The organism is Vibrio sp. SG41-7 (assembly GCF_014164465.1).
Lineage (GTDB): Bacteria > Pseudomonadota > Gammaproteobacteria > Enterobacterales > Vibrionaceae > Vibrio > Vibrio splendidus.
In genome coordinates this window covers 1-24,392 of record NZ_JACJFF010000041.1, presented here as the reverse complement: position 1 = coordinate 24,392, position 24,392 = coordinate 1, and the positions used below count along the sequence as shown (strand labels likewise).

The 24,392-nt window shown below is 45.1% G+C and carries 21 protein-coding genes; 12 read left to right on the top strand and 9 right to left on the bottom strand.

Going from position 1 to position 24,392, the window contains the following annotated elements; genetic code table 11:
* Window positions 1-25: 25 nt before the first annotated feature.
* Entirely contained in the window at window positions 26-964 is a 939-nt protein-coding gene (locus tag H5300_RS12745; RefSeq protein WP_108167013.1) for a LysR family transcriptional regulator, read from the bottom strand.
* 93 nt (window positions 965-1,057) lie between these two features.
* On the opposite strand from H5300_RS12745, the gene H5300_RS12740 reads away from it, so the two are divergent.
* The 3 genes from H5300_RS12740 to H5300_RS12730 are packed head-to-tail and all read left to right on the top strand — an operon-like array spanning window position 1,058 to window position 5,098.
* On the top strand, window positions 1,058-2,383 hold the full coding sequence (locus H5300_RS12740; RefSeq protein WP_182796120.1) for a cytosine permease: 1,326 nt from the start codon (window positions 1,058-1,060) through the stop codon (window positions 2,381-2,383).
* A gap of 5 nt (window positions 2,384-2,388) precedes the next feature.
* Window positions 2,389-3,513 carry a DUF917 domain-containing protein gene (locus tag H5300_RS12735; RefSeq protein ID WP_182796119.1) on the top strand — a complete coding sequence of 375 codons (1,125 nt, stop codon included), beginning with the start codon at window positions 2,389-2,391 and terminating at the stop codon, window positions 3,511-3,513.
* 4 nt (window positions 3,514-3,517) lie between these two features.
* Window positions 3,518-5,098, top strand: a complete 1,581-nt coding sequence (locus H5300_RS12730) for a hydantoinase/oxoprolinase N-terminal domain-containing protein (RefSeq protein WP_182796118.1) — start codon at window positions 3,518-3,520, stop codon at window positions 5,096-5,098.
* A 150-nt stretch (window positions 5,099-5,248) separates the two neighbouring features.
* Here the strand turns inward: H5300_RS12730 and torS are convergent, their stop codons facing one another.
* Window positions 5,249-8,260 carry a TMAO reductase system sensor histidine kinase/response regulator TorS gene (torS, locus tag H5300_RS12725; protein ID WP_182796117.1) on the bottom strand — a complete coding sequence of 1,004 codons (3,012 nt, stop codon included), beginning with the start codon at window positions 8,258-8,260 and terminating at the stop codon, window positions 5,249-5,251.
* A gap of 64 nt (window positions 8,261-8,324) precedes the next feature.
* Window positions 8,325-8,489, bottom strand: a complete 165-nt coding sequence (locus H5300_RS27940; RefSeq protein ID WP_228010435.1) for a hypothetical protein — start codon at window positions 8,487-8,489, stop codon at window positions 8,325-8,327.
* On the opposite strand from H5300_RS27940, the gene torT reads away from it, so the two are divergent.
* Window positions 8,434-9,381, top strand: coding sequence for a TMAO reductase system periplasmic protein TorT (torT, locus tag H5300_RS12720; protein WP_240513410.1), 948 nt, complete (start codon window positions 8,434-8,436; stop codon window positions 9,379-9,381). The two genes, H5300_RS27940 and torT, sit on opposite strands and share 56 nt — an antisense overlap.
* Window positions 9,382-9,441: 60 nt before the next feature.
* Entirely contained in the window at window positions 9,442-9,897 is a 456-nt protein-coding gene (locus H5300_RS12715) for a methylglyoxal synthase (protein ID WP_009844869.1), read from the top strand.
* An 85-nt stretch (window positions 9,898-9,982) separates the two neighbouring features.
* Here the strand turns inward: H5300_RS12715 and H5300_RS12710 are convergent, their stop codons facing one another.
* Both H5300_RS12710 and helD read right to left on the bottom strand, forming a co-directional pair.
* Window positions 9,983-10,333, bottom strand: a complete 351-nt coding sequence (locus H5300_RS12710; RefSeq protein WP_182796116.1) for a VOC family protein — start codon at window positions 10,331-10,333, stop codon at window positions 9,983-9,985.
* A 152-nt stretch (window positions 10,334-10,485) separates the two neighbouring features.
* Entirely contained in the window at window positions 10,486-12,561 is a 2,076-nt protein-coding gene (helD, locus tag H5300_RS12705) for a DNA helicase IV (protein WP_102449793.1), read from the bottom strand.
* Between the two features lie 177 nt (window positions 12,562-12,738).
* Here helD and yccS point away from each other — a divergent pair, with 177 nt between their 5' ends.
* The 5 genes from yccS to H5300_RS12680 all read left to right on the top strand — a co-directional run bounded on the left by yccS (window position 12,739) and on the right by H5300_RS12680 (window position 18,299).
* On the top strand, window positions 12,739-14,922 hold the full coding sequence (gene yccS / locus H5300_RS12700; protein WP_102452761.1) for a YccS family putative transporter: 2,184 nt from the start codon (window positions 12,739-12,741) through the stop codon (window positions 14,920-14,922).
* Window positions 14,923-15,254: 332 nt separating this feature from the next.
* Window positions 15,255-15,440: a hypothetical protein gene (locus H5300_RS12695; protein ID WP_004730253.1), complete on the top strand. Its 186-nt coding sequence runs from the start codon at window positions 15,255-15,257 to the stop codon at window positions 15,438-15,440.
* A gap of 121 nt (window positions 15,441-15,561) precedes the next feature.
* Window positions 15,562-15,882: a hypothetical protein gene (locus tag H5300_RS12690; RefSeq protein ID WP_182796115.1), complete on the top strand. Its 321-nt coding sequence runs from the start codon at window positions 15,562-15,564 to the stop codon at window positions 15,880-15,882.
* Between the two features lie 171 nt (window positions 15,883-16,053).
* Window positions 16,054-17,313: a hydroxymethylglutaryl-CoA reductase gene (locus H5300_RS12685; protein ID WP_004730249.1), complete on the top strand. Its 1,260-nt coding sequence runs from the start codon at window positions 16,054-16,056 to the stop codon at window positions 17,311-17,313.
* Between the two features lie 74 nt (window positions 17,314-17,387).
* Window positions 17,388-18,299, top strand: a complete 912-nt coding sequence (locus H5300_RS12680; protein WP_029406309.1) for a LysR family transcriptional regulator — start codon at window positions 17,388-17,390, stop codon at window positions 18,297-18,299.
* An 81-nt stretch (window positions 18,300-18,380) separates the two neighbouring features.
* Here H5300_RS12680 and H5300_RS12675 read toward each other — a convergent pair whose 3' ends face one another.
* From H5300_RS12675 to H5300_RS12665, 3 genes are all read right to left on the bottom strand, one after another.
* Window positions 18,381-19,295: a YjjW family glycine radical enzyme activase gene (locus H5300_RS12675; protein WP_104214831.1), complete on the bottom strand. Its 915-nt coding sequence runs from the start codon at window positions 19,293-19,295 to the stop codon at window positions 18,381-18,383.
* Window positions 19,296-19,351: 56 nt separating this feature from the next.
* Window positions 19,352-20,908: a YjjI family glycine radical enzyme gene (locus H5300_RS12670; RefSeq protein ID WP_182796114.1), complete on the bottom strand. Its 1,557-nt coding sequence runs from the start codon at window positions 20,906-20,908 to the stop codon at window positions 19,352-19,354.
* A 331-nt stretch (window positions 20,909-21,239) separates the two neighbouring features.
* The gene (locus tag H5300_RS12665; RefSeq protein WP_004730240.1) at window positions 21,240-21,839 is read right to left on the bottom strand and encodes a class I SAM-dependent methyltransferase; all 600 of its coding nucleotides are present in this window, start codon (window positions 21,837-21,839) and stop codon (window positions 21,240-21,242) included.
* Between the two features lie 161 nt (window positions 21,840-22,000).
* On the opposite strand from H5300_RS12665, the gene H5300_RS12660 reads away from it, so the two are divergent.
* Window positions 22,001-22,879 (top strand): LysR family transcriptional regulator, encoded by an 879-nt coding sequence (locus tag H5300_RS12660; RefSeq protein ID WP_004730238.1) that lies wholly within the window; start codon window positions 22,001-22,003, stop codon window positions 22,877-22,879.
* 61 nt (window positions 22,880-22,940) lie between these two features.
* Here H5300_RS12660 and H5300_RS12655 read toward each other — a convergent pair whose 3' ends face one another.
* Window positions 22,941-23,291 carry a hypothetical protein gene (locus H5300_RS12655; RefSeq protein WP_004730237.1) on the bottom strand — a complete coding sequence of 117 codons (351 nt, stop codon included), beginning with the start codon at window positions 23,289-23,291 and terminating at the stop codon, window positions 22,941-22,943.
* A gap of 321 nt (window positions 23,292-23,612) precedes the next feature.
* On the opposite strand from H5300_RS12655, the gene H5300_RS12650 reads away from it, so the two are divergent.
* A partial coding sequence (locus H5300_RS12650; protein WP_182796113.1) for a cation diffusion facilitator family transporter occupies window positions 23,613-24,392 on the top strand: 780 nt, incomplete at its 3' end.

Here is a 24,392-nt window from a genome sequence, read left to right as displayed (position 1 = left end):
GTACCATAGAGCAACCAAGAGATCTCTAAATTGAATCCAGTGTTTCCGGTTGGTGTAGCTCATCAAAAAACGCACGCGCGGCGGGAGAAAGGGAATCTACAGGTTGCTTCAACACCACATAAAACTGACTCTTAAGGCTCCACTTCTCGGGCTGAAGCGGAATTAAGGCTTGGTCATAATGGCCACGGTCGATTAAGTGAGAAGGCAAGAAACTCAGGTGTGTACCCGCCAAGGTTAGAATCACGCCCGATTCAACATGCCAACCATCAAAAGGCTTTACGGAATCGTACTGCTCAATATTTAGTAATCGGAACATCTCGTCTTTGGCATAGCCGCCCATGTTGATGCGACAGCCATCCAATGAGAAATCCTTGTCCATGATCTTCTCAGCCAGATCTTTGCGCGCATACAGATAACTGTGCTCTTCAAACAGTGGGTATTTATGTTGAAACGCTGATTTTTGATGTGACCCTAGAACCACTATCATCATATCAATCTGGTTCTTTGCTAACTTCTCATTCAACTGGGTGAAATCGCCGACATCAACACTCACCTCAACACTGTTACTGCGTTGGTAAAACGTCTCGATCGCTTTAGGAAGTGGGTTATAGGGCAAAGTGACGGTGTTATCCAAGCATCCAATTCGCACGTGCCCAGAGAGTTCAGTCTGTACACCTCGTAACTTGTAAGCGAAATCGGTTAAGGTCGATTTCAATTGGTTCGCATATTTATACACTTGCTCACCTTCGTGAGTCAGCTTAAAACCCCTTCTTCCACGTTGGCATAATGTTAATTCTAAGCTTTTTTCCAAGGCAATAAGCTGATTACTCAGCACAGGCTGGCTAATACCAGTGCTGGCGACCGCCTGATTGATGCCTCCTTGCTCAACAATTTCACAAAAAAGCTCTAATCTTCGCAGGTCTCTTTTATCTAACTTATTGTTTGAATTCACCTTTCCACTCACATTTGTTTTTTGTTATGTTTACATCTGATTATATTCATTTATTAACAATAAATACATCAGTATGCTTTATTCACACTTATGGAATAACAATGCATGGATGGCACTATGGCGGCAGAAGCTTACGTGAATAAACCCGAAGCAACACACAGCCACAAAAAAATAGATGACTTCGAATTGGAACCCGTTCCCGAGAAGGCCAAACGATCTTGGTGGGTTATCAGCCTTATTTGGTTGGCTATCGGCATCGATATTTCGGGATTGTTTCTCGGCTCGATCCTAAGCAGCGGTATTGGTTTTGAAGACGCACTGCTTGCCACGTTTATTGGTTCAGGCTTATTGGCGATCATCGCGATGCTGTGTGCCAACATTGGCTTTCAAGCTGGCGTGTCTACCCCGCTGGTGAGCAGCGCGGTATTTGGCCGTAACGGTGGTAAGATTCTTGGTTTCATCAACGGCATCTCATTAGTTGGTTGGTTCGCATTTCAGGCTGACTTCTTCGCTTTCATCATGGTCGATGCACTGGCGAAATACGACATCATAATTTCACACCTCACCGCTCTTATTGGCGGCAGTGTGTTAATGATGATGACGGCTATCTATGGCGTTCGTGCTTTAGGCAAACTCAGTACCTATTCAGTGCCTTTGATGGTGACGCTGATTACCATCGGTTTGTTTATGGCCGCTGATTATCAAGGTGGCGCAGCACCCACCATTGAAGATCCTTTGACACTAGGCCAAGCCATCTCTTTTGTTATGTCTATCTGGATTCTTGCAGCGGTTGCCGCGCCTGATATTGCTCGCTACGCCAAAACACGTCGTGATGCGATTCTAGGAGCGGGTATCGGTTTCCTCGTCGGCAACAGTGCCATTATTCTTATCGCGTTGATCCTGACCAAAATGACAGGCACCGACGACCTAGTAGAAGTCTTCTTTACCCTAGGTTTAGGCATGGCGGCCATTATCGTACTGGTGTTCGCACAGTGGACCACCAACAGTAGCAACCTGACCTCTGGCGGCTTATGCATGTCGATGGTTCTACCGAAGATTCCGCGCCCTGTTCTGATTGTGGTCATGACCATCGTCGGTATTGGCATTGCTCAGCTCGGCATGGTGAACAAATTTACTGATTTCTTAATGCTCCTCAGCGTAACCATTGCGCCTGCGGCAGGTGTCTACATCGTTCAATATTATGTTTTAGATTCGACAAAAATGAGCTTTGAGAACATCCAGCAAGTTCCAGCTTGGATGTTTAGAGGCTTGGCTTCTTGGGCATTTGGTACTGCATTCAGCGCTTGTACCGCGCCAGAGTTTTTCAACCTGTTTTCGTTCACCAGCATCTCGGCGTTAGACGGCATTCTTGCAGCTGGCGGTATTTACCTCGCCCTAATGAAGCTTTCTCCTTCAAGTGATAAGGAATAGTAGTTGTGATTATTACTGAACAAATGATTGATGATATCGCGCTTGGTGCGACGGTATTAGGTACTGGCGGCGGCGGTGACCCATACAGCGGTGCCTTGATGGCGAAAGTAGCCATTGCAACGGCAAAGCACCCTGTACGCATGATTCCTCTAGAAGACGTGCAAGACGATTGGATGACCGTGCCCTCTTCAATGATTGGCGCACCAACCGTCGCAGTAGAGAAACTCAATTCGAAAGATCAAATGTTGATTGCTTTCGAAGCAATGGAAAAAGCACTCGGCACTGAAGTGGCGGCAACGTTTCCTATCGAAGTAGGCGGCTTCAACTCGCTAATTCCGATTCTCGTTGCAGCGCAAAAGAACATTCCTGTGATCGATTGTGATGCGATGGGACGTGCGTTCCCAGAAGCTCAGATGGTGACCTTCTTTCTTGATGGTCTCCCTTCTGCACCAAACACATTGGCCGATGAGCGTGGCAATGTCGTCACACTTTACCCAATTGACGGTATTTGGTCTGAAAAGTTTGCGAGACCAATTACCGAACAGATGGGTGGTTCTGCAGCAATGTGCGATTACCCAATGAACGGTAAGAACCTAAAACGCAGCGCACTGCCCGCAACACTGACCCAAGCGATGAAGATTGGTGAGGCGATAAGGCTGGCGAACGACAACAATCAGAGTGGCACACAGGCCGTCTTAGACATTGTCGGCGGTCATACCATCATCAGTGGCAAGATTGTAGATATTCAACGTGAAACTGATGGTGGCTTTGCAACAGGCGGTGTCGTGATTGAAAAGCTGGCTCAGTTCGAAGATACCGGCGTAGATAATGTGTTCGTGCAGTTCCAAAACGAATTGCTTCTGGCGCACAAAGGCACAAGCCGCGCCGACATGAATCAAGATAACCTTTTGGCATCAACACCGGATCTTATTTCGATCTTGGATCATGAAACCGGCAAGCCAATCACAACCGAACAACTTCGTTACGGGCAGCGCATTGACCTTATCGCCTACCCTTGCGACCCAAAATGGCGCACTGACAAAGGTATTGAAGTCGCGGGCCCGGGTTACTTTGACTACACCGTCGAGTATCAAACCATTGAACAATTAAAGTCTGCATTGAAGAGGTAGTAGCATGACAAACATTACGCTTGATTACTGCCGCCTTGGCATTGACGTTGGTGGCACTAATACCGATGGTGTGTTGCTCGACGCAGATCTAAATGTGATTGCTAAGGTGAAAACCGCAACCACACACGACATTTCAACCGGCATTCATAACGCGATAACTGCGCTATTAAACCAAGCAAACATTGATGGTCAGCAAGTGAAACATGCGATGCTTGGCACGACTCAATGCACCAACGCAATTGTTGAACGAAAAGGCTTAGATAGAGTCGGGATGATCCGTTTAGCGCTTCCAAGTGGCGATAGTGTTCCGCCACTCTGTGGTTGGAGCGAAGCTTGGCAAACAATGCTTGGTGGGCACTTCTACCAAGCACACGGCGGCTATGAATATGACGGCCAGTTGATTGCCGATATTCAGGAAACTGAAATCCGCGAGCTTTGCCAGAAAATGAAAGGCCAAGTGGATTCCATTGCTATCTGCGGTGTGTTCTCTCCCGTCAACGGCGACCAAGAGCTTCAAGCTGCAGAGTGGATTCAACAAGAGCTGCCGGGCGTGAACCTATCGTTTTCCCATAAAGTGGGCAGCTTAGGGCTTTTAGAACGCGAGAACGCCACTATCCTCAATGCGGCTCTGCAAGGTACAGCAAAACGATTCGTTGACGGCTTTTGTAATGCACTTATCAATCATGAAATCCACACCACGCCTTATTTCGGTCAGAACGACGGCACACTGATGTCGCAGCAATTCGCATTGATGTACCCGATTCTCACCGTGGCTTGTGGGCCAACGAACTCGATTCGTGGAGCCAGTCATCTCACCAAGCTAAAAGACGCGATTGTGGTCGATGTGGGCGGTACTACATCTGATATCGGCGTGCTGACTCACGGTTACCCAAGAGAATCGAGCTTAGCAGTAGAGATCGGCGAAGTGAGAACCAACTTCCGTATGCCTGATATTTTGGCGTTAGCCATTGGTGGTGGTACCAAGGTTCGCTTTGCACAACAGCGTATAGAACTTGGCCCAGAAAGTGTTGGCCATACCTTAACGCAAACGGCGCGTAGCTTTGGCGGTGATGAACTTACGCTCACCGATATTGCACTCAAAACAGGTCAAATGCAGTGGCAGGCAGAACATCAACTGAGTGATGAGATTGGTGTTTCGGCCGAACAAGCAAGCAAGGTTTACCAACAAATGGTAACGGATGTTGAAGAAGGCATCGATAAGATGAAGACCTCTGCAGCGAGTGTACCCGTAATCATGGTTGGTGGCGGCAGTGCCCTATTCCCAGATCATTTTGAAGGTGTAAGCCAAGTGGTTCGCCCTGAGCACTTTGAAGTAGCGAATGCGATTGGTGTTGCGTTGGGTGAAATATCTGGTCAATTCGATAAGATTGTCCCGATTGATCCCGCTTCTCGTGAAGAAACCTTAAAGCGCTTGGAAGAACAATCAAAACAGCTGGCGATTGAAGCTGGCGCATGCCGCGATAATGTCGCGATCATAGAACGCAGTGAGATTCCATTAAGCTACCTACAAGGCAATATGGTTCACGTTAGGATCAAAGCTGCAGGACATATCAAGATGATTTAAAGCGAATCAACGAAAATTGTATTTAACCAAGTCCTATAACGAAAAAGCAGCCAATTCTTTCATACAAAATGAAGAAATTGGCTGCTTTTTATGTTGTTACTTTTGGTTTCTAGCTCACGATACGTTTCTGTAGCAACCTAAGGTTTGTTTTTATAACTGCTCTTCCAACGCCTCAAGCGACTCTTGAACCAACTTCGACAACTCGCTATCTTTGCCTCGGTATTCACCTAATGGATCGCTGCTCGCCTCTATCACTTGGCAAGCATTGAAAAGTTGCAACAAACCTAAACTGCCCGCGGAACCTTTCAGTTTATGAGCGAGAGATTTCACCTCACGTCCATTGTTCGAATCACTCGCCTCGACCATTTCGCTTAAAGTTACGCGGCTACTCTCTTCAAATAGTCCCACAATCTGCTTCATCTTTTCTAAGCCAAGAATGGACAAGTCACCTTTGATGACATTGGAATCAATCAATTTCACAGGAATCTCTCCTTCGTCTTCAGTTTGCGAAGCCTTGATGGCTAGATCAGAGACGACGCTCGCCATCTGAGATGAGTACAACTCGTTGCCTTTATTACGTTGAGGTTGGTTGTTTTGACTGCATATAGAATCGTTAGGATCAGGTTGTGGCAATAACAAAGCCTTGCCATCAAGCTGTGTCACAATGAGCTGAGAAAGTGCCTCTTTTTCTAGCGGCTTAGGCAAGAAACCATCAAAGCCAGACGACAAGTAGCTTTCCACTTCCTCGTTAAACACGTGAGCCGATACTGCGATCATTGGTGGTACTTTGCGTGTTACGTTTTCTTCATGCTCATGCTGAAGCGCATCGTCTTTGAGCTGTTGAATTAACTCGACGCCATCGCAATCTGGTAAGTTGATATCCACCAGCGCAATATCAAACTCTTGCTCACTGAATATGGCTCTCGCTTCTTGTCCCGTTGTCGCTATCACAACATCGTGGCCCAGGTTATTCAAAAAGCCCTCGGCAACAATACAGTTCACAGGGTTGTCTTCAATCAGAAGTACCTTCGCTCGGATACAAGCTTCAATGACCGTTGCTTTCGTTTCAATTTTCTCACCTACTTCAAGTGGCAATGAGAACCAAAACTGACTGCCCTCGCCTTCTTCCGAATGAACGCCAATATCCCCATTCATTGCCAACATGATACTTTTACTGATCGCCAATCCAAGCCCTGTGCCACCGGTTTTGTTGCGGCCGCTATCGGTTTGGGTAAAGGCATCAAACAAACACGCCTGTTCACTTGCATCAATACCGACACCGGTATCTGACACTTCAAACATCACTCGATTTTCATCTTCGATATCTAAGCTGATAAAGATATCGACCGAGCCACTTTCAGTAAACTTAATCGCGTTACCGACCAAGTTATTCAATATTTGGCTGATTCGAGTGACATCACCACGCCAATAGCGTTGAACATCACTTTCGATATGAAAATCAAAGTTAAGCTTCTTCTCAGCAGCGCGCCCTTCCATTAACTGATAGGTATCTTGAACCATCTGGTAAAGGTCGAAAGAAGCCGCGCGTATTTCAAGATGTCCCGCTTCTATCTTTGAATAGTCCAGCACGTCATTCAAAATAGCGAGTAGATTCTTACCACTGCGGTTAATGATGTCCGCATAACCTGATTGCAGCGGGTCTAAACCAGTATCTTTAAGCAATCGAGCCGTACCTAATACACCGTTCATCGGCGTTCGTATTTCATGGCTCATCGTCGCGAGGAAAGCTGACTTGGCACGGCTTGCTTGTTCTGCGGCATTGCGAGCTTTAGCGTGGTTACCCACCTCGACATTCAACTTCTCATTGGTCTTTTGCAGTTGATAGGTTCGGTCTGTTACTAACTCTTCTAAGTGCTCTTTGTGCTCTTCTAGCTCACGTTTTGCCTTAGCTTCGCCAACCGCGACCACTTGTAGTGCTTGCGCGGTGTTTCTGGCGGTAATGATTGCCTCGCCCATATGAGCCAACTCATCATTACCCTTAACCGAGATATCAATATTCAGGCGACCTTGTGCGATAGACATCAAGGCAGATGAGTATTCAGTAAGGCGTTTAACAACCGAGATATAAACCACTCGCCAAACGATAAATGCGACGATAACCAAACCAATAACCGAAATCACAGACAGCGACCATTGAGCCAGATTCAGCGTGCTAGTCAGCTCATCAACCGCTTTTTTTGTGCTTCGGTTTGAATCATCAACCAGTTGGTTAACCGTTGTATTCAGCTGAGAGAACAGCTCCAACGTATTTTGCATCAGAAACTCTGACTTTTTGGTGTTCTCATATTGTTCTAGCGAGATATCGAACACGACCTGGCGTTTTCTCAACTCTTCAAGCAACTGAGACATCTGCGCTGAACGAGTCGGATCTTCGACCGCTTTAACGCGGCGCGCCATGATTCTTAGGTTAGATTCGAATTCAGACTGGATTTGATGAATACGTTCAACGTTGGTGACGGTTTGCGTTTCTTCAATTTGATTGAGCATCTTGAACGCCAACAAATGCAATTCGTGCAGACGTTCAGACAAATCAAGATCAACTTCAACAAGTGCGTCTAAGGCTTGGTAGGCTCTATCGGTTTCTTTGGTTTCTAGCAGGTCGTAGATGTGCGTTACGTTAGCAACCGCAATGGTGGCAGTATTCAGCACTTGGGTTCGCGTGAGCTGCTCTAACTCTTCGGCAAGTAAGCGCATCTCTTCAACACGAGACGTCAATTCCTTGCTTAACCAAAGCTTACGTTCGACCGAGACACCCAGTTCAGCCAGTGTGTTAATAACGCTTTGAACATTGTTTTCGAGTTTATTGAGAAGTTGGGAATCAAAACTGTCGACACCAAGCTCTTTGATATGTTGAAGAAGTGCTTCAAGCTGGCCAAACAACACAGTGCCAGCCTCTTTTCGTTCGGCCTCGTTTCTCGCATTAGAAAGCGTTTGTACCGACGAAATAATACGGTTACTCAACTCAGAAACTTGACGAGCTTCGATCATGGCAGGAAGCGCTGAATCGACGACGTTTCTTTCCGTTTTTGCTACAAAGCTAAAACCAGAAACACCGATCAATGCAGACAATAGAACCAACAGTGCCATCACTAAGAATGAGGCCAGTAGCTTGCGTCCAATACTCGCTGAGGCTAACAACATAAACTTTAAACCTTAAAACGTTCTTCTTTACCCATGCAGAATACGCTATATTTTGCAGTGTTTCTTATCTAAAACCAATAAAACGGCAATTCATGCTATCTAGACCTTTAGCTTCAAAAATCATTCTCTCACTACTGGCCTCAGTAACCTCTGTCGCGAGTGCTAGCGAGCCTTTGAGCCCAATAAAACCTGCCGAAGCCACATCACATAAAGAGAAAATTTGTGCCATTTATCCGCACCTAAAGGATTCTTACTGGTTGTCTGTTAACTACGGCATGGTCTCTGAAGCAGAAAAGCAGCAAGTTGAACTAAGAGTATTAGAAGCCGGCGGATACCCAAACATTGGTAAACAAGCCTCACAGCTGGTGCTTTGCACACAATGGGGAGCCGATGCCATTATTTTAGGCACGGTTTCACCCGATGCTTACCATGACAATCTTACGGATTGGGTTGGCTCTACCCCTGTGTTTGCTACTGTTAATGAGTTAACCGTCAATGAAGAACAACAGAAGGTATTGAAAGGCACGGTCGGTGTCGACTGGTATCAAATGGGATTTCAAGTTGGAGAGTTTTTGTCGAAACGACATCCGAAAGGATCAGGCGAAACACCTATCGCCTTGTTACTTGGCCCACAATCAAGTGGCGGTACTAAGCCTGTAGCTCTTGGGTTTTATGATGCAATCAAATCGAGCGATATCAAAATTGCGATAAGCTATTGGGCAGACAACGATAAAGAACTGCAAAGAAACTTGGTACAACAAGTCATCGAGCAGCCGGAGATTCAATATATTGTCGGAAGCGCAGTCGCGATTGAAGCTGCGATAAGTGAGCTGAGAGCAGCAGGTAAAACCAAAGAAATTGGATTAATTTCAAGTTACCTAAGTCACGGAACCTACCGCGGTTTGCTTCGTAACAAGGTGCTTTTTGCACCAACAGATAAAATGGTTGAGCAAGGTCGCTTATCGGTAAAACAAGCCACCAGTTACTTACGCGGTCAACCTTATGAAGAACACAGTGCACCCATGATTGAAGCACTGACACCGGCAACACTCAAAGATCAAATTATCGCCGACTCATTGTCACCTTCTGAGTTTCGTCCGGTATTCAGTGTGAATCCTTAGTGCTATATTGGCTGAAGAACTCAAAACAATAAAAACGAAACAATCATTTAGGGAACATTCATGCAAAAAACGACGCGTACTATGCCAACGCATAAGAATATCGCTTTGGTCGCTCATGACCATTTCAAACCTGAGCTACTTAGATGGGTCAAAGAGAACAAAGAAAAACTACAAAAGCACTTCCTTTATGCTACGGGCACAACGGGTTCTCTACTAAGTAAAGAAACAGGCCTAGCAATTAAGAGCATGATCAGCGGCCCAATGGGCGGTGACCAACAACTTGGTGCGCTTATCTCTGAAGGCAAGATCGATATGATGATTTTCTTCTGGGATCCACTGAATGCCGTACCACATGACCCAGATGTAAAAGCACTGCTTCGTATCGCAAGTGTTTGGAACATTCCAGTGGCAACCAACCGTGCTACCGCTAACTTCCTATTTAACTCTTCACTGCTTGAAGAAGAAGTGATCATTGAGATCCCAGACTACGAAGCGTACCTAGCTGAGCGAACTTAATCGCACGTTAAATGAGATCTCTACTGAACAGACTAAAAAGCCTGCATTTTATCGCAGGCTTTTTGTTTACCAGAGTCTTAACTCGCTACTTGTCACTCCATACCGCCATTTCGTTGCCACTTGGCTCTCTAAAGTGGAAACGTCTGCCACCGGGGAAACTAAATATCTCACGATTTACCTCGCCACCAGCATCAATCACATCACGCTCGGTTTGCTCAAGATCTTCGCTATAGAACACCATTAGCGCTGCGCCACTTTCAGCATTCGACGCCAGATCCGCTAAATAGAACCCACCCATTAAGCCTTTACCTTCGAAAGCAGAATACTCAGGGCCATAGTCTTCAAAGCTCCAACCAAACACTTGGCTGAAAAACGCCTTAGTTGCAGCGATATCTTTCGCAGCAAATTCAATGTAGTTAATAGAGCCGTGTTCCATAGCGGATTCCTTCTGCTTTATGCCTTTTTCCTAATGATAATATCTTACGCCATAATTAGAATAGCTAGCACGCTAATGATAATAGCTTACGCCCTAATGAGCATAGAGAGCGTGCTTGAAGATCTAATCTTAGACAATTACACCAAGTGACATCACTTTTTACGAACGACAGGGTAATCAGAGCCATGCAGCTCTTGCACAAAGCCAGATCCGTCGCCACTGTGCGTAATCCATACTTTCTCTTTTGCTCGCGTCATTGCCACGTAAAACAAACGACGCTCTTCCGCATATGGGAACGCGTCTGATGATTCGGTCAATGCGCCATCAATATGCAGTTGTTTCTTCTTCGTCGGGAACTGTCCTTCGTCAACACAAAGAATAATCACAAAGTCCGCCTCTTTACCTTTACTGCCGTGGCAAGTCATGAATTTGATATCAATGGAGGTGAAGATTTTTTTCCAATCTTCTAGCAATTCTGGTTTGTGGTAATGATTACGTCCAAGTAGCAGCACAGACTTGTTGGCTTTGCCTTTAGATTGGCGGTTCAATTGGTCGAGGATCTTCTCAACTTCTTTGCTTGGCGCACTGTACACCGCCTTCTGTTTCTGTTGCTTGAAGCTGTTCAGTTCTTTCGGAATCTGAATCGGGTTTTCCTGCACAAAACGATTGGCAACTGCACCTAACTGATTGTTAAAGCGGTAAGTCGTATCTAGGTGATGAATGGTCGAGCTTTCAAAACGATCCTTAAAGCCCGTCGTCAAATCAACATCTGCGCCCGCAAACTGGTAAATCGACTGCCAATCATCACCTACCGCAAAAATAGAAGCTTGGTGTTGCGCTTTCGACTGATTGCACAGCGCCTCAACCAAGGCAAGACGATCTGGCGAGATGTCTTGATACTCATCGATCATGATGAACTTCCAAGGCGAGATAAACTTGCCCTTTTCGACATACTGAGTGGCTCGGCTGATCATGATTGAGAAGTCGATATGATTCTGTTCTTTCAGTTCTTTTTGCCATGCTGTCACGCATGGCCAGCACAGTGAAAGCTCGCTGTTGAGACGCGTGTAGTCTCTATGATCAATCAACTGCTGCTGCACTTCCTTCTTCGATAAACCCGATGCATTCAACTGCTCAAGCTGCTTTTCAAGCCAACCAATCAACTTGAGGTTTGAAACATGGCTACCAAGTTCGTCATCACCTGTTAAATAAGCGATTGGCCATTTAGACAGGTGCTTTTGCCAACGTTTGAAGTTGGTCGGCGTCATCCAGTGCTTTTTCAACCAATCAATACACCATGCTTGTCGTTGATTGTCATCGAGCGCTAACGGAGAGATAACCACACGTTCAGGTTCAACTTGATTAAGGATCTTTAAACCCAACTGGTGGAAAGTACTCACTTGCACCTTCTCTGCTGATAAACCAATTTTGCTGTTAAGGCGCTGTTTCATCTCTTCTGCTGCTTCGCGACCAAATGCGAGCAATAACAACTCTTCAGCTTGAGCTTGATGGCTTTGCAGTAAATACGCGACGCGAGCTGTAAGAACACTGGTTTTACCCGAGCCAGCGCCCGCTAAAATAAGGTTGTGATCATCATTCATCAAGACCGCATATTGTTGAGATAAATTGAGTGGTGACGATTCACATTGAGCAAACAATACTTCCCAGTTTTGTCTTTCTGTTTCTAACCACTGCTGATTTCTTTCGGCTTGCTTAATTTCCGTCTCAGACAACCATGGCTGCATTCGAGCAATGCGGTTTGGCATACGCTGCGCCGCTTCTTCTAAAGTCATCGTCATGTTTTCTAAACTTGAGTTAACCATGTCGACCCAAGTCTTAACTTTAGAATGCGCTAGGAAAGCTGGAAGTTGCTCAAGACGTGTCAATTCAGCTTCCCATTGAGGAACGTGTTCAGCCAATTGTTCACATTGTGTATCATGCCACTTCTGATAAGCAGCAACCGATGTGCGTGCAAATTGACGGCATTGTTCCCAAGGTAGGCCTTGTACTAACCAGCTTCGCTGTTTGCCATCTTGTTGATTAGCAAAGAACTGTAACGATCCCCAAAACAATCCGCGTTTTATCGCGATCTTGCCACTCCAAATAGTAAACGGGATTCGTTCTTCACTGCCTACTGAAGATAACAGCAGGCGTGGACCATCAAGTTCGACTTGATGATATTCATTTTGAATAAAAAACTGTGCAGTCTTGTTAGCGCTTAGCTGCATTGGAGTGTGCTCTCTAATTGGGAATATTGAATTTATATCATGATGCTGTGAGAATTAATAATGTCTCACATCTTATCGATGCTTTCATGACCATCTAGGGGCAATTATGGATAAGTATCAAATTCTTGTGCTTGATTTCTGTTAGGATTATGGTTTTAGTGTGTCAAGTGAGCGACTGTGGACTTCTCAGCCAAATTGCGCCTCTATTGGGCGAATAAAACCATAAATTACAGCGTATTAATTCTCATCACTCTACTCGGTGTTGTAGTTCCTGCTTGGTATTATGGACAAAACACACTCATCACACCTTTGATCTTAGGTGTTATTGCTGCGGCTCTTGCTGAAAGTGATGACAGTTTTACTGGCCGTCTCAAAGCACTCACATTGACCTTTATCTGTTTCGCTGTAGCCGCTTTCTCTATCGAGATCCTGTTCGATACACCTTGGCTGTTCGCGATAGGGCTTTTCGTTTCAACCTTCTCTTTTATTATACTCGGTGCAATTGGCCCTAAATACGCCAGTATCGCGTTTGGTTCGCTGCTTGTTGCTATCTATACCATGCTCGGTGCCCATGAGAGCACCAACCTTTGGTTTCAACCGCTTCTACTTTTAACCGGCGCCGCTTGGTACTACTTCATGTCGATGATTTGGCAGATTGTTTGGCCGATGCAGCCCGTACAGCAAAACCTAGCGACGGTATTCGATCAAATCGGCAATTACATCGGCTCAAAAGCGGAACTCTTCTACCCTGTATCTGACCTTATTCCTCAGCCACATCGCATTATTGAAGCTAAGTTAAACGCCAGTACCGTTAATGCACTCAACATGTGTAAAGCAACACTGCTTAACCGATCTAAGCGCGGGCACATTGATGGTCCGAGTGACCGATTCCTAAACACCTATTTCATCGCACAAGACATTCATGAACGCGTGAGCTCTACCCACTACCGCTATCAAGAGCTGGCAAAGCACTTTGAACGCTCTGATGTGTTGTTTCGATTCAAGTATCTACTAGAAGCCCAAGCCACAGCCTGTAAAGAAGTGGCGAGCTCATTGAAAGTCGGAGCTGAATACCAACATGGCGATAAGTCTGTATTAGCACTTGATGAGTTAATGTCTTCGCTTAACCATCTTAACCAACAGAACAAGCCCGAGTGGAAATCACTGCTCAACCAATTGGATTACTTATTCAATAACCTAGCTACCGTCGAAAAGCAGCTCTCGAATATCAGTAACCCGGATGCGGAAAAGTTGGAAGAAGACGTATTGGACGATACCAACCCTCATACTTTGACGGCAATGTGGCACAAGATCAAAGCCAACCTGAATACCGACTCGATGCTGTTTCGTCATGCAATTCGTATGGCAATCACATTGACGCTCGGCTACGGGATCATTCAAGGTTTTGACATAGAGCGTGGCTATTGGATTTTGCTGACGACGCTGTTTGTATGCCAGCCAAACTACAGTGCAACACGACAAAAGCTGACGGCTCGTGTCATTGGCACCGTCGCAGGCTTGTTGATTGGCGTACCACTACTGACCTTCTTCCCGTCTCAAGAGAGCCAGTTAGTTTTCATTGTGATCAGTGGCGTGATGTTCTTTGCATTCAGAATCAATAACTACGGGTTCGCGACCGGCTTTATCACGCTGCTTGTACTCTTCTGCTTTAACCAATTAGGGGAAGGCTACGCGGTGGTGTTGCCAAGACTAGCGGATACCTTTATCGGTTGTGCCCTCGCCGTACTTGCTGTCATTTACGTGTTGCCTGATTGGCAATCAAAGCGATTGCACAAAGTAATGGCAGATGCGCTCGATTCCAATAAGAACTATCTCGCTCAGATCATTGGCCAGTATCGTGTAGGTAAAAAAGACACCCTTAATTACCGTATTGCGCGCCGCAGTGCACACAATAACGATGCCAACCTGACTGCGGCCATCAGTAGCATGCTGGTTGAACCGGGTAAGTACCGCACCTCTGAAGATGATAGTTTTCGATTCCTAACACTTAATCATGCACTACTCAGTTATATCTCTGCTTTAGGTGCTCACAGAACACGTATCGATGATGAAGCAACACACAAACTTGTGTTAGATGCACACAGAGTAATACACGAACATCTCGACGCTCTAAATGATCAACTCTACTCCCACCAAGAACAGTGTGAAGTAAAAAACGCTTACGACCCTGAACTGGATAAACGTTTGAGTGAATGGCGAGAAGAGGACGAGAGTTCTGTCAGAATGGTTCTACAACAGCTGCATTTGATCTATCGAATGCTTCCAGAATTGCATACCTTAGCGACCAAGTTTGCGGTTAAGGTAAAGATAGATAAGCCGTTTGAAACAGAAGCTTCTTGAGCAACAAACAAAATACTGTAAAAACAAAAAGATACCGCCAACCGCTCACCTTTTGATCATTAAATGTTTTTGTACATTGTTCTATCTATACCCCCAATTGGGTAGAGCAATTACTTGCCTACCCTTGCACCACAAGGGATGCGGGGATTTTTACATTGTAGGAATTCTCTGACTTTGATTGACCCAACCATAACTTTGCCTAACATTTCTCGGACAAAAAACGACCACAGAAATTTATAGTTGTCTTAGTTTTAGGAAACTTCAAACTTCATTTAATATTCACTTAATCTTGTTTGATTTCCTGAATCAGTAGGCTATGCTCTATAGAGCATATGGATTTGAACAAAGGTCACATTATGAATACACAGCAATTTGAAGTATTTAAGCAGCAAATACAGCTTCTTAGCCCACAGCAATTGAAAGCACTTCAAGGTGAAATCGACGGCAACCTTGAAACGGACCAGCCTTCTCTGCTGACTGATGAAGAGTTAAACGCACTGAATGACCTGTTTAATTAATAGACAGACATCACTATTTTAGCTTAAGTTCACCGTTTCACAGTAAATTTCACCTGTTCACCATTGCGCTCAAAATATCGTCCGCCTAGACTCATTCAATACGTCAATAAAAGGTTCTGCTATGTCGATATCTGGTATTCAATCTGGTTACGCCATTATTCAGCAGTCAACCAACATGGCTGAAGAAGCCGCAATCGAGCTCAACCAAGCCTCCAAACACTCTCTAGAATCCGATGACGCTTTCCAAACCAGCGATTTCAGCTTTAACCAAATAGAACCTGAACAATCCATTTCGTTTAAAGAGAAAGAACCGGAACCATCTCCATCCTCAACTGATGCACTCATCAAACTGACTCAAAGCGCAAGTTACAACCGCGTTGGTGCGAGTGTGATTGATCGTCAAAACGAAGCCATCGGCAGCCTTCTCGATATCCATATCTAGTTCAATCTAATAGTGAGCATTTTTTGACGAAGTTGTCTTGCTTAGGCGAACAAATTGCTGCTAAACCCATACAAACTGTAACTCATTATATCAGGCGCTTGTTTCTGGTTTATTACTCGGTAGAATCAGCGCAAACCAATTTTGCTGCACAAACTTTACTTCATACTATTTATGCCAAAACTAAATCTGCATCGCCGTGACTATGTTTCTATTTTAGGAGGCGACATCTCCGCAGACGCATTAGAAAAAAAGCTTCAGCCTCATTTTGAAAAGCCCGTAAATAAGCTGACTCCTAGCCCCTATCTGACAGAAAAAAATCTAGCACGTCGCTGGACAGCTCTCGACAATTCAGATTCTCAACAAGAGCTCCTCGACCCTCATACACAAAGTCAGATCCAAGCTTATGAGAAAAACATTGAGCACTTTATTGGTACCGTTAAAGTCCCTGTGGGAATATCTGGCCCTTTAAGAGTCAATGGCCTATTTGCTACGGGCGATTACCTCGTCCCACTCGCAACTACAGAAGCAGCGCTTGTTGCGTCTTACAATCGTGGTTCTAAGCTGATTACGGCCTGTGGTGGCGCAAGTGCAATGTTGCTCAATGAAGGTGTCACACGTACTCCTGGTTTCGCATTCCAAGGATTAGTTGAAGCCGGACAATTTGTGGCTTGGGCTGTGACCCAGTATGACCAATTTAAAACCTTGGCTGAATCAACAACATCACACGGCAAGCTGACCGACATCAATATCAACATCGAAGGTAACCATGTTTACTTGGTGTTTGAATTTCTAACTGGTGATGCTTCTGGTCAAAACATGGTGACCATCGCCACCAATGCAGTTTTTGAGTACATCATAGAAAATACGCCAGTTAAGCCCGATCATGCTTTCCTAGATGGCAACTTGTCAGGCGATAAAAAAGCCAATACTCAAACCTTGCGCAGCGTTCGTGGTAAAAAGGTCACAGCCGAGGTTAATATCTCTGCCGAGCTTGTCGCTAAGTACCTCCACACTACACCAGAGAAAATGGTGCAGTTCGGACAAATGACCACAGTCGGTGGTGCTTTGAGCGGCACGATTGGTATTAATGCTCATTATGCAAATGCACTTGCTGCGCTCTACATTGCTTGCGGACAAGACGCAGCCTGCGTTGCTGAATCAGCGATTGGTATGACTCGCATGGAACTCAATAAAGAAGGTGGTTTATACGCGAGCGTAACACTACCTAACTTAATGCTAGGGACTGTTGGCGGTGGTACCGGCTTACCAAGTCAAAAAGCATGTTTGGACTTACTTGGACTTCATGGCAACGGTAAATCACAAGCACTCGCTGAAGTTTGTGCTGCGCTATGTTTGGCGGGTGAACTGTCGATTGTCGGTGCGTTTTGTGCTGGCCACTTTTCACGAGCGCACCATAAACTAGCTCGTTAATAACCTTTGTCAGATTGGCTTGTTGTTTGTGTGTTTCGCCAAATATCAAGCCATTCTCAATGTATGAGTCATAAATGGATTACTTACACCTATCTAGAGTGAGCCTTAAGCACCTCACTGCGCTTCATATTATGCTGAACACCCACAGCGTTACTCAAACCTCAGAACAACTCTGTGTAAGCCCTTCGAGTGTGAGCAAAACCTTGTCTCAACTGCGTGACATTCTTAATGACGAACTGTTCTATCGAGATGGCACCAAGCTGATCCCGACGCCATTTGCCTTGCAGGTAGCTCCGACCGTTCACGCGATTCTTTCAAGCATGAACGGACTGCTTCACCAGAAGAGTTTTACCCCTCAAGAATACCAAGGCAGCTTTTCACTTTCGATGCGCGAAAGTACCTTTGAAGTATTCGCATCAAAGCTCAGCAAAATTACCACTGAACTCGCACCAAAAGCCAAACTCAACATCTATTCGAAGCAACAGCTGGGTTTTGATGCTTTGCTCAGCGGTAAGATCAACTTAATCTTATTGCCCCATGATATTTCCCAGCCACCGACCGATAATAAGGAACTGGTTTGGGAAACGATTCTTCCAGACGAAATGGTTTGTTTGATGGGCGCAGACCACCCTCTTGCACAGCAAGAACTGACAATTGAAGGCTACTTAGATTACAAGCACATTGGGATTTTAGATAACGAGCTATCTCAGCCTTACTTTGAGCAAAACTTAGTTCAATGTCATAAGCCAAGAGATATGGCAATATCGGTAGCGGACTTCGGTGCAGCGGCTGTACTGTGTCACCACACGCCTTTCCTATTCACCTGCTCTAAACAGTGGGCTGAACATGCTAAGCAAGCTCAGGGCTTAGTGAGCAAACCCTTGCCTTTTGATTACGGTAAGGTGGCGTATAGCTTAGTGTGGAACAAGCCAAACATGAACGACCAAGCGATTAAATGGTTGTGTGACCTGTTTTTAGAGGCTTAATATTTTTAGAAGCTTAATATCTTTAGAAACTTAACGTTCTTAGAAGCTTGACGGTCTGTTTAAACACCACAAACGTTAAGACTAGCTATAAACCTCTGGGGTTTGCATTGGCCTTTTAACGATCGTGTAGAGCTTATCGTGAAAGCTCTGCATCTGTTGTTCGGTGCATTTAGGCCAATCTAACGCTTCACCAATCACACCATGATGTTGAAACGCATTCAGCCGAATACGAACATCACTTGGTAGCACCTTCAAGTATCGCCCCACTTGTTCAACTTCATCTTCAAGATCGCTTTTATTCGGAATATGCAGCAACCTAACTTCATGCAGCTTTCCTTTGCCTGCAAGATAATTGATGGTTTCAAACACCCGATGATTTCCTCTGCCCACTAACCATTGATGTGTTTCCGATTGCCATGATTTTAGGTCAATCATCGCGCCATCAAGATAAGGCAACACCTTGTCCCAGCCTTGCAGTGGCAGCGAACCATTACTATCAATAAAGCACGTAAGGTGCGCTAGCTGCGGATCACTTTTAATCGCTTGAAATAGCTCAATGATAAACGGCAACTGCATGGTCGCCTCACCACCTGAGATAGTGATTCCGCTTAAGAAAAATTGGTTATGCCTGGCGAGTTCAAGCACCTCAGAGACTGCCATTGTGGTGATTTTCGGGCTCGACTTGTGATCGCAGACATCAATGCATTGATCACAATTGGTACAGGCTGCCGGGTCCCAATTCACTTTGCCATCAATCATGCTTAAAGCACTGCTTGGACAGCCACTCACACAATCTCCACAATGGTTACAGTGGTTAATTGTGTGTGGGTTGTGACAAGTAATGCAGTCAAAGTTGCAGCCCTGTAGGAACAGCACCAAGCGGTTTCCCGGGCCGTCAACACAAGAAAAGGTCAGCACACGGCTGACCTTCGCTTGTTTTTCTGTCTTATTATTTTTAACCCTAGCCATTTGAGTTGTTAGATCAGAAATTTTCATAATTCACATTGTTCGTATTCGAAACGCATCACACACATAACACACGCACGTTAAAGCTATTCGTATGTCGGCGACATCTCTAAGCTCGCCACGCGTGGTTTACGCTCTAATATGCCCGTGTTCTTCGCAGCTTCAGCACCTAAGAAGGTGGTATTGGTGCGTGAGCCTTGCTCATCGTATTTCGCAATATCAGACAGCTTGATCATGTAACCCGTTACACGAACCAAATCGTTCGATGCTACGTTAGCTGTGAACTCACGGTAACCCGCCTGAATCGCGCCTTTACACAGGTTAAACATCGCTTCAGGATTTGATTTCACTGTTTCGTCGATGGTTAGAATGTCACTGATACCCGAGGTGTAGAATTTATGGTGACCCGCGGTAGCACGAACGTAAGAGACTGGATCCGGTTCGGTGCCATAAGGAATACGGACACCCGGAGTCACATCTTCATCTAAACTAATACCGCCTTGAGCGTGCAACAGAGCCTTACCTTCCAGCCCATATTTCACTTCAGATCTTTCGACGATCTCAGCCAGCTTTTCAGAGATACGGTGACCGAGTTGATTAGCCTGTTCATCGTGACCATAGCGCCCTGCTTGGCCCTCTTTCTCCATCAAGATGTTGACTGCTTCCGCCATGCCATAAATACCAAACATTGGCGCAAAGCGATCTTCTTCGATAAGACCTTCTTTGGTCAGGAAGCCGTCAAAAAAGTTAGACTCTTCATGCAAGAAGCGGCTACGAGCGTTCATCAATTCAACCATGATGCCACTGTAATTCGGCAATACTTGTTGTAAGAAATCAGCACTGTCCTCAGACTTCAACGCCACTTGCTTGAGGTTCATACGCACCAAGGTGTTTGAACCGCCCGCTAAAGGCAAAGAGTTATAGCAACTCACAATACCAAAACGCTTGTCGCCGTAAGCCTCGGCGTGCGCTGGATAGTTTGCGATATGTGGTTTACTGCACTCGCAGATATTGCTTGCCGCATGACGAAGTAGATCATCAGGTGTCACAGCAGGGTCGTACATAAAGGTTAGGTTTGGTGCGATCTGCTTCAGTTCAGCGTCTACGCGCAAAATCGTACGGCACACAATGTTGTCGGTCGGGCCGATATTCACATGCATAAAGGCATCTGGCAGTGTGCGGTCCAGCATAATCCAGAACAACTTAAGCTTTTGATATACCTGCTCATCCGTCAAGTCGCCAACAAATGGCATCAGTACATCATCCAACTGACCTAGGTATACCGGAATTGATGTCACAGACGGAACATGGTGGTAAAGGATGGTAAGCATGTTCAATGCTTCATCGAAATTAGTGGCCGCGCTAAGCTCTAAATACTTTGAGCCTTGATGTAAGTATTTAGAATAGTCTGGAAGTACATAGCGCGGCTTAAATGGTGCATGCCCTTCAAACATGTCACATAGCACACCTTGTTGTAGGGCTTGCTCTACTTCGTTGCTTACCGGCATGTACGGCAAGCTTGCTTCAGCTTCTAAGGCAAGATAACTCGACTTCTGCTTTGGAGACAGGTGGGCATCTGAAATGATATTGCTAAAGCGTTGTTGTTGCTCTGAAAGTTGTGGAGAAGCAGATTGGTGGCTCATGATGAAACCCTTAATATTATTATGGGCTTATTTTATATCTCACTGTTACATTTCCACTAATGAAATGTATGCAAGACTATATTTCCAAAATGGAAATGAGTAATTTGTTAATTGCCGGAAATTAGCTTATCTATAAGCGAAATGGGAAGAAAGAAGCCAGTGTTGGCGTTGATAGTGATACTGAAGATATTGAAAAGTACTCACTGGCTCGCCTGTTTGAAACACAAACGACTAAAAATAGAAAACCCACATAACTGACCTTAAGATCGTTGATGTGGGTTTCGTTATTTTAGATGAGCATTACCGAGGCTAGCTCTAGGCATACACACGATTACAGATGAGGAAGCACTTGTTTGCGTCCAACACCCATCAATACCTTTAACTCTCCTTGTGGAGTGTTGATCGAGAACGGCGTTGATACTTCAACCACTGCAAAGCCAGCTGCACTCAATACATTCTCTGAGCGCTGTTGGCTTACACCGTAGTCTTCGCTGTCGTTCTCTAAGTACCAATCCCAGTGTACAAACGTGCCGTCGTTTTCAAGCAGCGTGTAAATCAGACTGACTGTGTCTTGTAGGTTCGGGATAAAACCACACACCGAAGAGGCTACCACTAGGTCAAACTGGTTTCTGAATGCTGGATGCTGCGCTGCAAGCCCGCGCGATAAAAGATCAACAACCGGTTCAACATTGGGTAACTCTTTCTTATCTAACTCTTCAATCATCCCTTCAGAGATATCTAGTGCGATGATCTCTTTTGCTAAAGGAGATATTTTCTGGCTGAGTAATCCTGTACCACAACCAAAATCAAGGACACGGGTTCCGTTTAAATCAACGAGCGGTGTTAACTGGTCAAATACGGACTGTGCGAATACTGCGGTTGCGGGATCTTTATCCCAATCAACGGCGTACTCGTCCCATTGTTTCGCCATCATGGCCTCCATCTTTACTTCTTGTAGGTTCGGAACTTCCCCAGAATAAACCAAATTAGTCAATTCGTCATAGAGTTATCATGCAAAGATGGACTATTTCTAAGATAGTCAGCACAATATTCAGATAATATGCACCGACCCCCGCTCAATATGGAAATGAAATGAACCTTTCTCAAGTCCAAGCCTTTTGTTCCGTTGCTGATTTAGGATCAGTGTCTGAAGCTGCACGCCAGCTAGAATGCAACCGAACCAAACTCAGCATGTCGATTAAAGCCTTGGAAAAAGAGTTAGATGTCGAGCTGTTCGTACGCAGCGGAAACCACGTTGAACTTTCTGAAGCGGGCAAAGCCATTTACAAAGATTGCGAAGGTTTGTTGGTGACAGCAGCGCGTATTAAACAGACCTGCTTGCATGTTTCAGGTGAATTTAACGCGGAAATTTGGATTGCACGAGATGACTCCCTACCCGACGGAATGTGGCAAGATTTATCTCACGCCTTAAATAACAAGTACCCTTCTACCTCATTCAACTTCGTTCTCGCGTCGAGTGGCGACTTAGCTAACTTGGTTGAAACTCAGCAAGTCGACTTCGCATTTGGCGTCGATTACGAACGTGTCGATGACCCAAGAATTATCTACAATCCACTTGGTAAGATTCGAATGATGTCTGTGTGTAAGAAAGGACATGATCTGAGTGCGATGCGACGAGTATCGGATGAAGTATTGAGAAATTCGATGCAAGCGACCATGGTTTATCTCAATGAGAAGGATAATCCTGAGCTTGAGCCCTTCTCTCGCCGTTATATTGGCTTCTCTAGCTTCGACTTCATGTTGGATACAATTTTACGTGAAGAGGCGTGGGGCGTAATGCCAGAGCCATTGATTCGCCATTTATTGCGTGAACAGGAACTAGCGGTGATCAAGCACACTTATGGCCTGACTCAAGAAGACTACTGTATGTTTACCGCGGCCGGGATGGCTGAACACCCAGGTATGAATTGGTTAGCGGATCAGATCAGCGATTACTTGTTTGATTTTTAAAGTGTCAGATAATGTTCTATCTCGACACTTAAAATCATCTAACAAATAGAAAGCCCTCTCTTTAAAAGACCATCACATGATCAACTAAATAGCGTCCGTCTTCTTCAACCAACACCATTTCAGCCACAAACTCGCCTTTCGCAATGGTATACGCTTGCTTCCACACAAAGGCGATAGAATCTGAGCGTCTAAATAGTGCGACCTGCTTTCGTTCAGCAAAAAAGCCATTGCTGTGTTGATAATGGTGACATACCTTTTCTAAATATTCCGGCGTAACAATGTCTTTCATCCTTTGGGTAAAGTCTCGACAGTGCTGAGCATGATCAACCTTAGTTGAACCGTCCATCAAGTTATCCATGATCGGGTTAGCAATCACCCACAATTCGTTATCACTGATATCGTCAAACTTCATATTGATCCATTCCTTGTCCATTCCAATCCGTGCAGTCTCAGTCTCCGTCTCAGTCTCAGTCTCAGCAGAGTCTAGGAGATCAATGAGACCCTAGCGACTAATGTGTTTTATTAATCATAAACGATCCTATTTCAGTTGCACACCATCCCCAAGAAACACTCAACGTCAATTTTACTGACACCGAAAGTTGCCAATAAGTGATTGAATAATAACAGTTTGAATATAAAACGAGTTACTGACATATAAACATCATCAGATAAAGTTTGTAAAGTTAGCTCAATATTAGAACAATGAAGTTATCAAAAACATCTGGAAAATTTTATGTGTGACAGGAAAAGCCAAAACGAAAATCGAGTACTATTGTTCTCAGCCCTTTTAGCATCAGGCTTCGCAGTTGGCGGATTGGTGTTGGGTCTTCTCGTTGGCTCTCTGGTCATAGTATTTGACGGTGTCTATTCTCTTATCAGCTTACTGCTAACTTTATTGTCACTAGCTGCATCGAAATACATTAATCGCCCATCAGATAGGGAGTTCCCGTTTGGTCGAGCCATCATTGAACCAATTGTGATTGCGATTAAAGCAATTGTGATTTTGCTAGTGGTTAGCTATTCACTTTACTCTGCGATTGGTGCGTTGATGACGGGTGGTCGTGAAGTTGATGCTTCTATCGCGACTCTGTTTGGTATTTTCAACGTGTTGGGTTGTGGTTATGCTTGGTGGTACATCGCTAACAAGAGCAAGCGTATTTCTTCAGGTCTGATTCAGGCAGAGTCTAAGCAGTGGCAGATGGATACGCTCCTGAGTGTGGCAGTAACGGCTGGTTTCGTAGCAGCTTGGTTAATTACCTTTTCTCCACTTGCAGAATACGCGGTGTATGCCGACCCAATGATGATGTTGCTAATGTCTTTCTACTTCATCAAAGTACCTTTCGACATGTTACGTGAAGCAATGCGCGAACTGCTGATGATGTCGGCAAACAAGGATATTTGTGACGCGGTAGATAAGAACGTTGTCGCGGTAGACAAAGAAGCGGATCAAGATTTGGAGCTGATGGGGGTGACTAAGGTTGGCCCAGAACTAAGAATTAACGTTGATATTCAT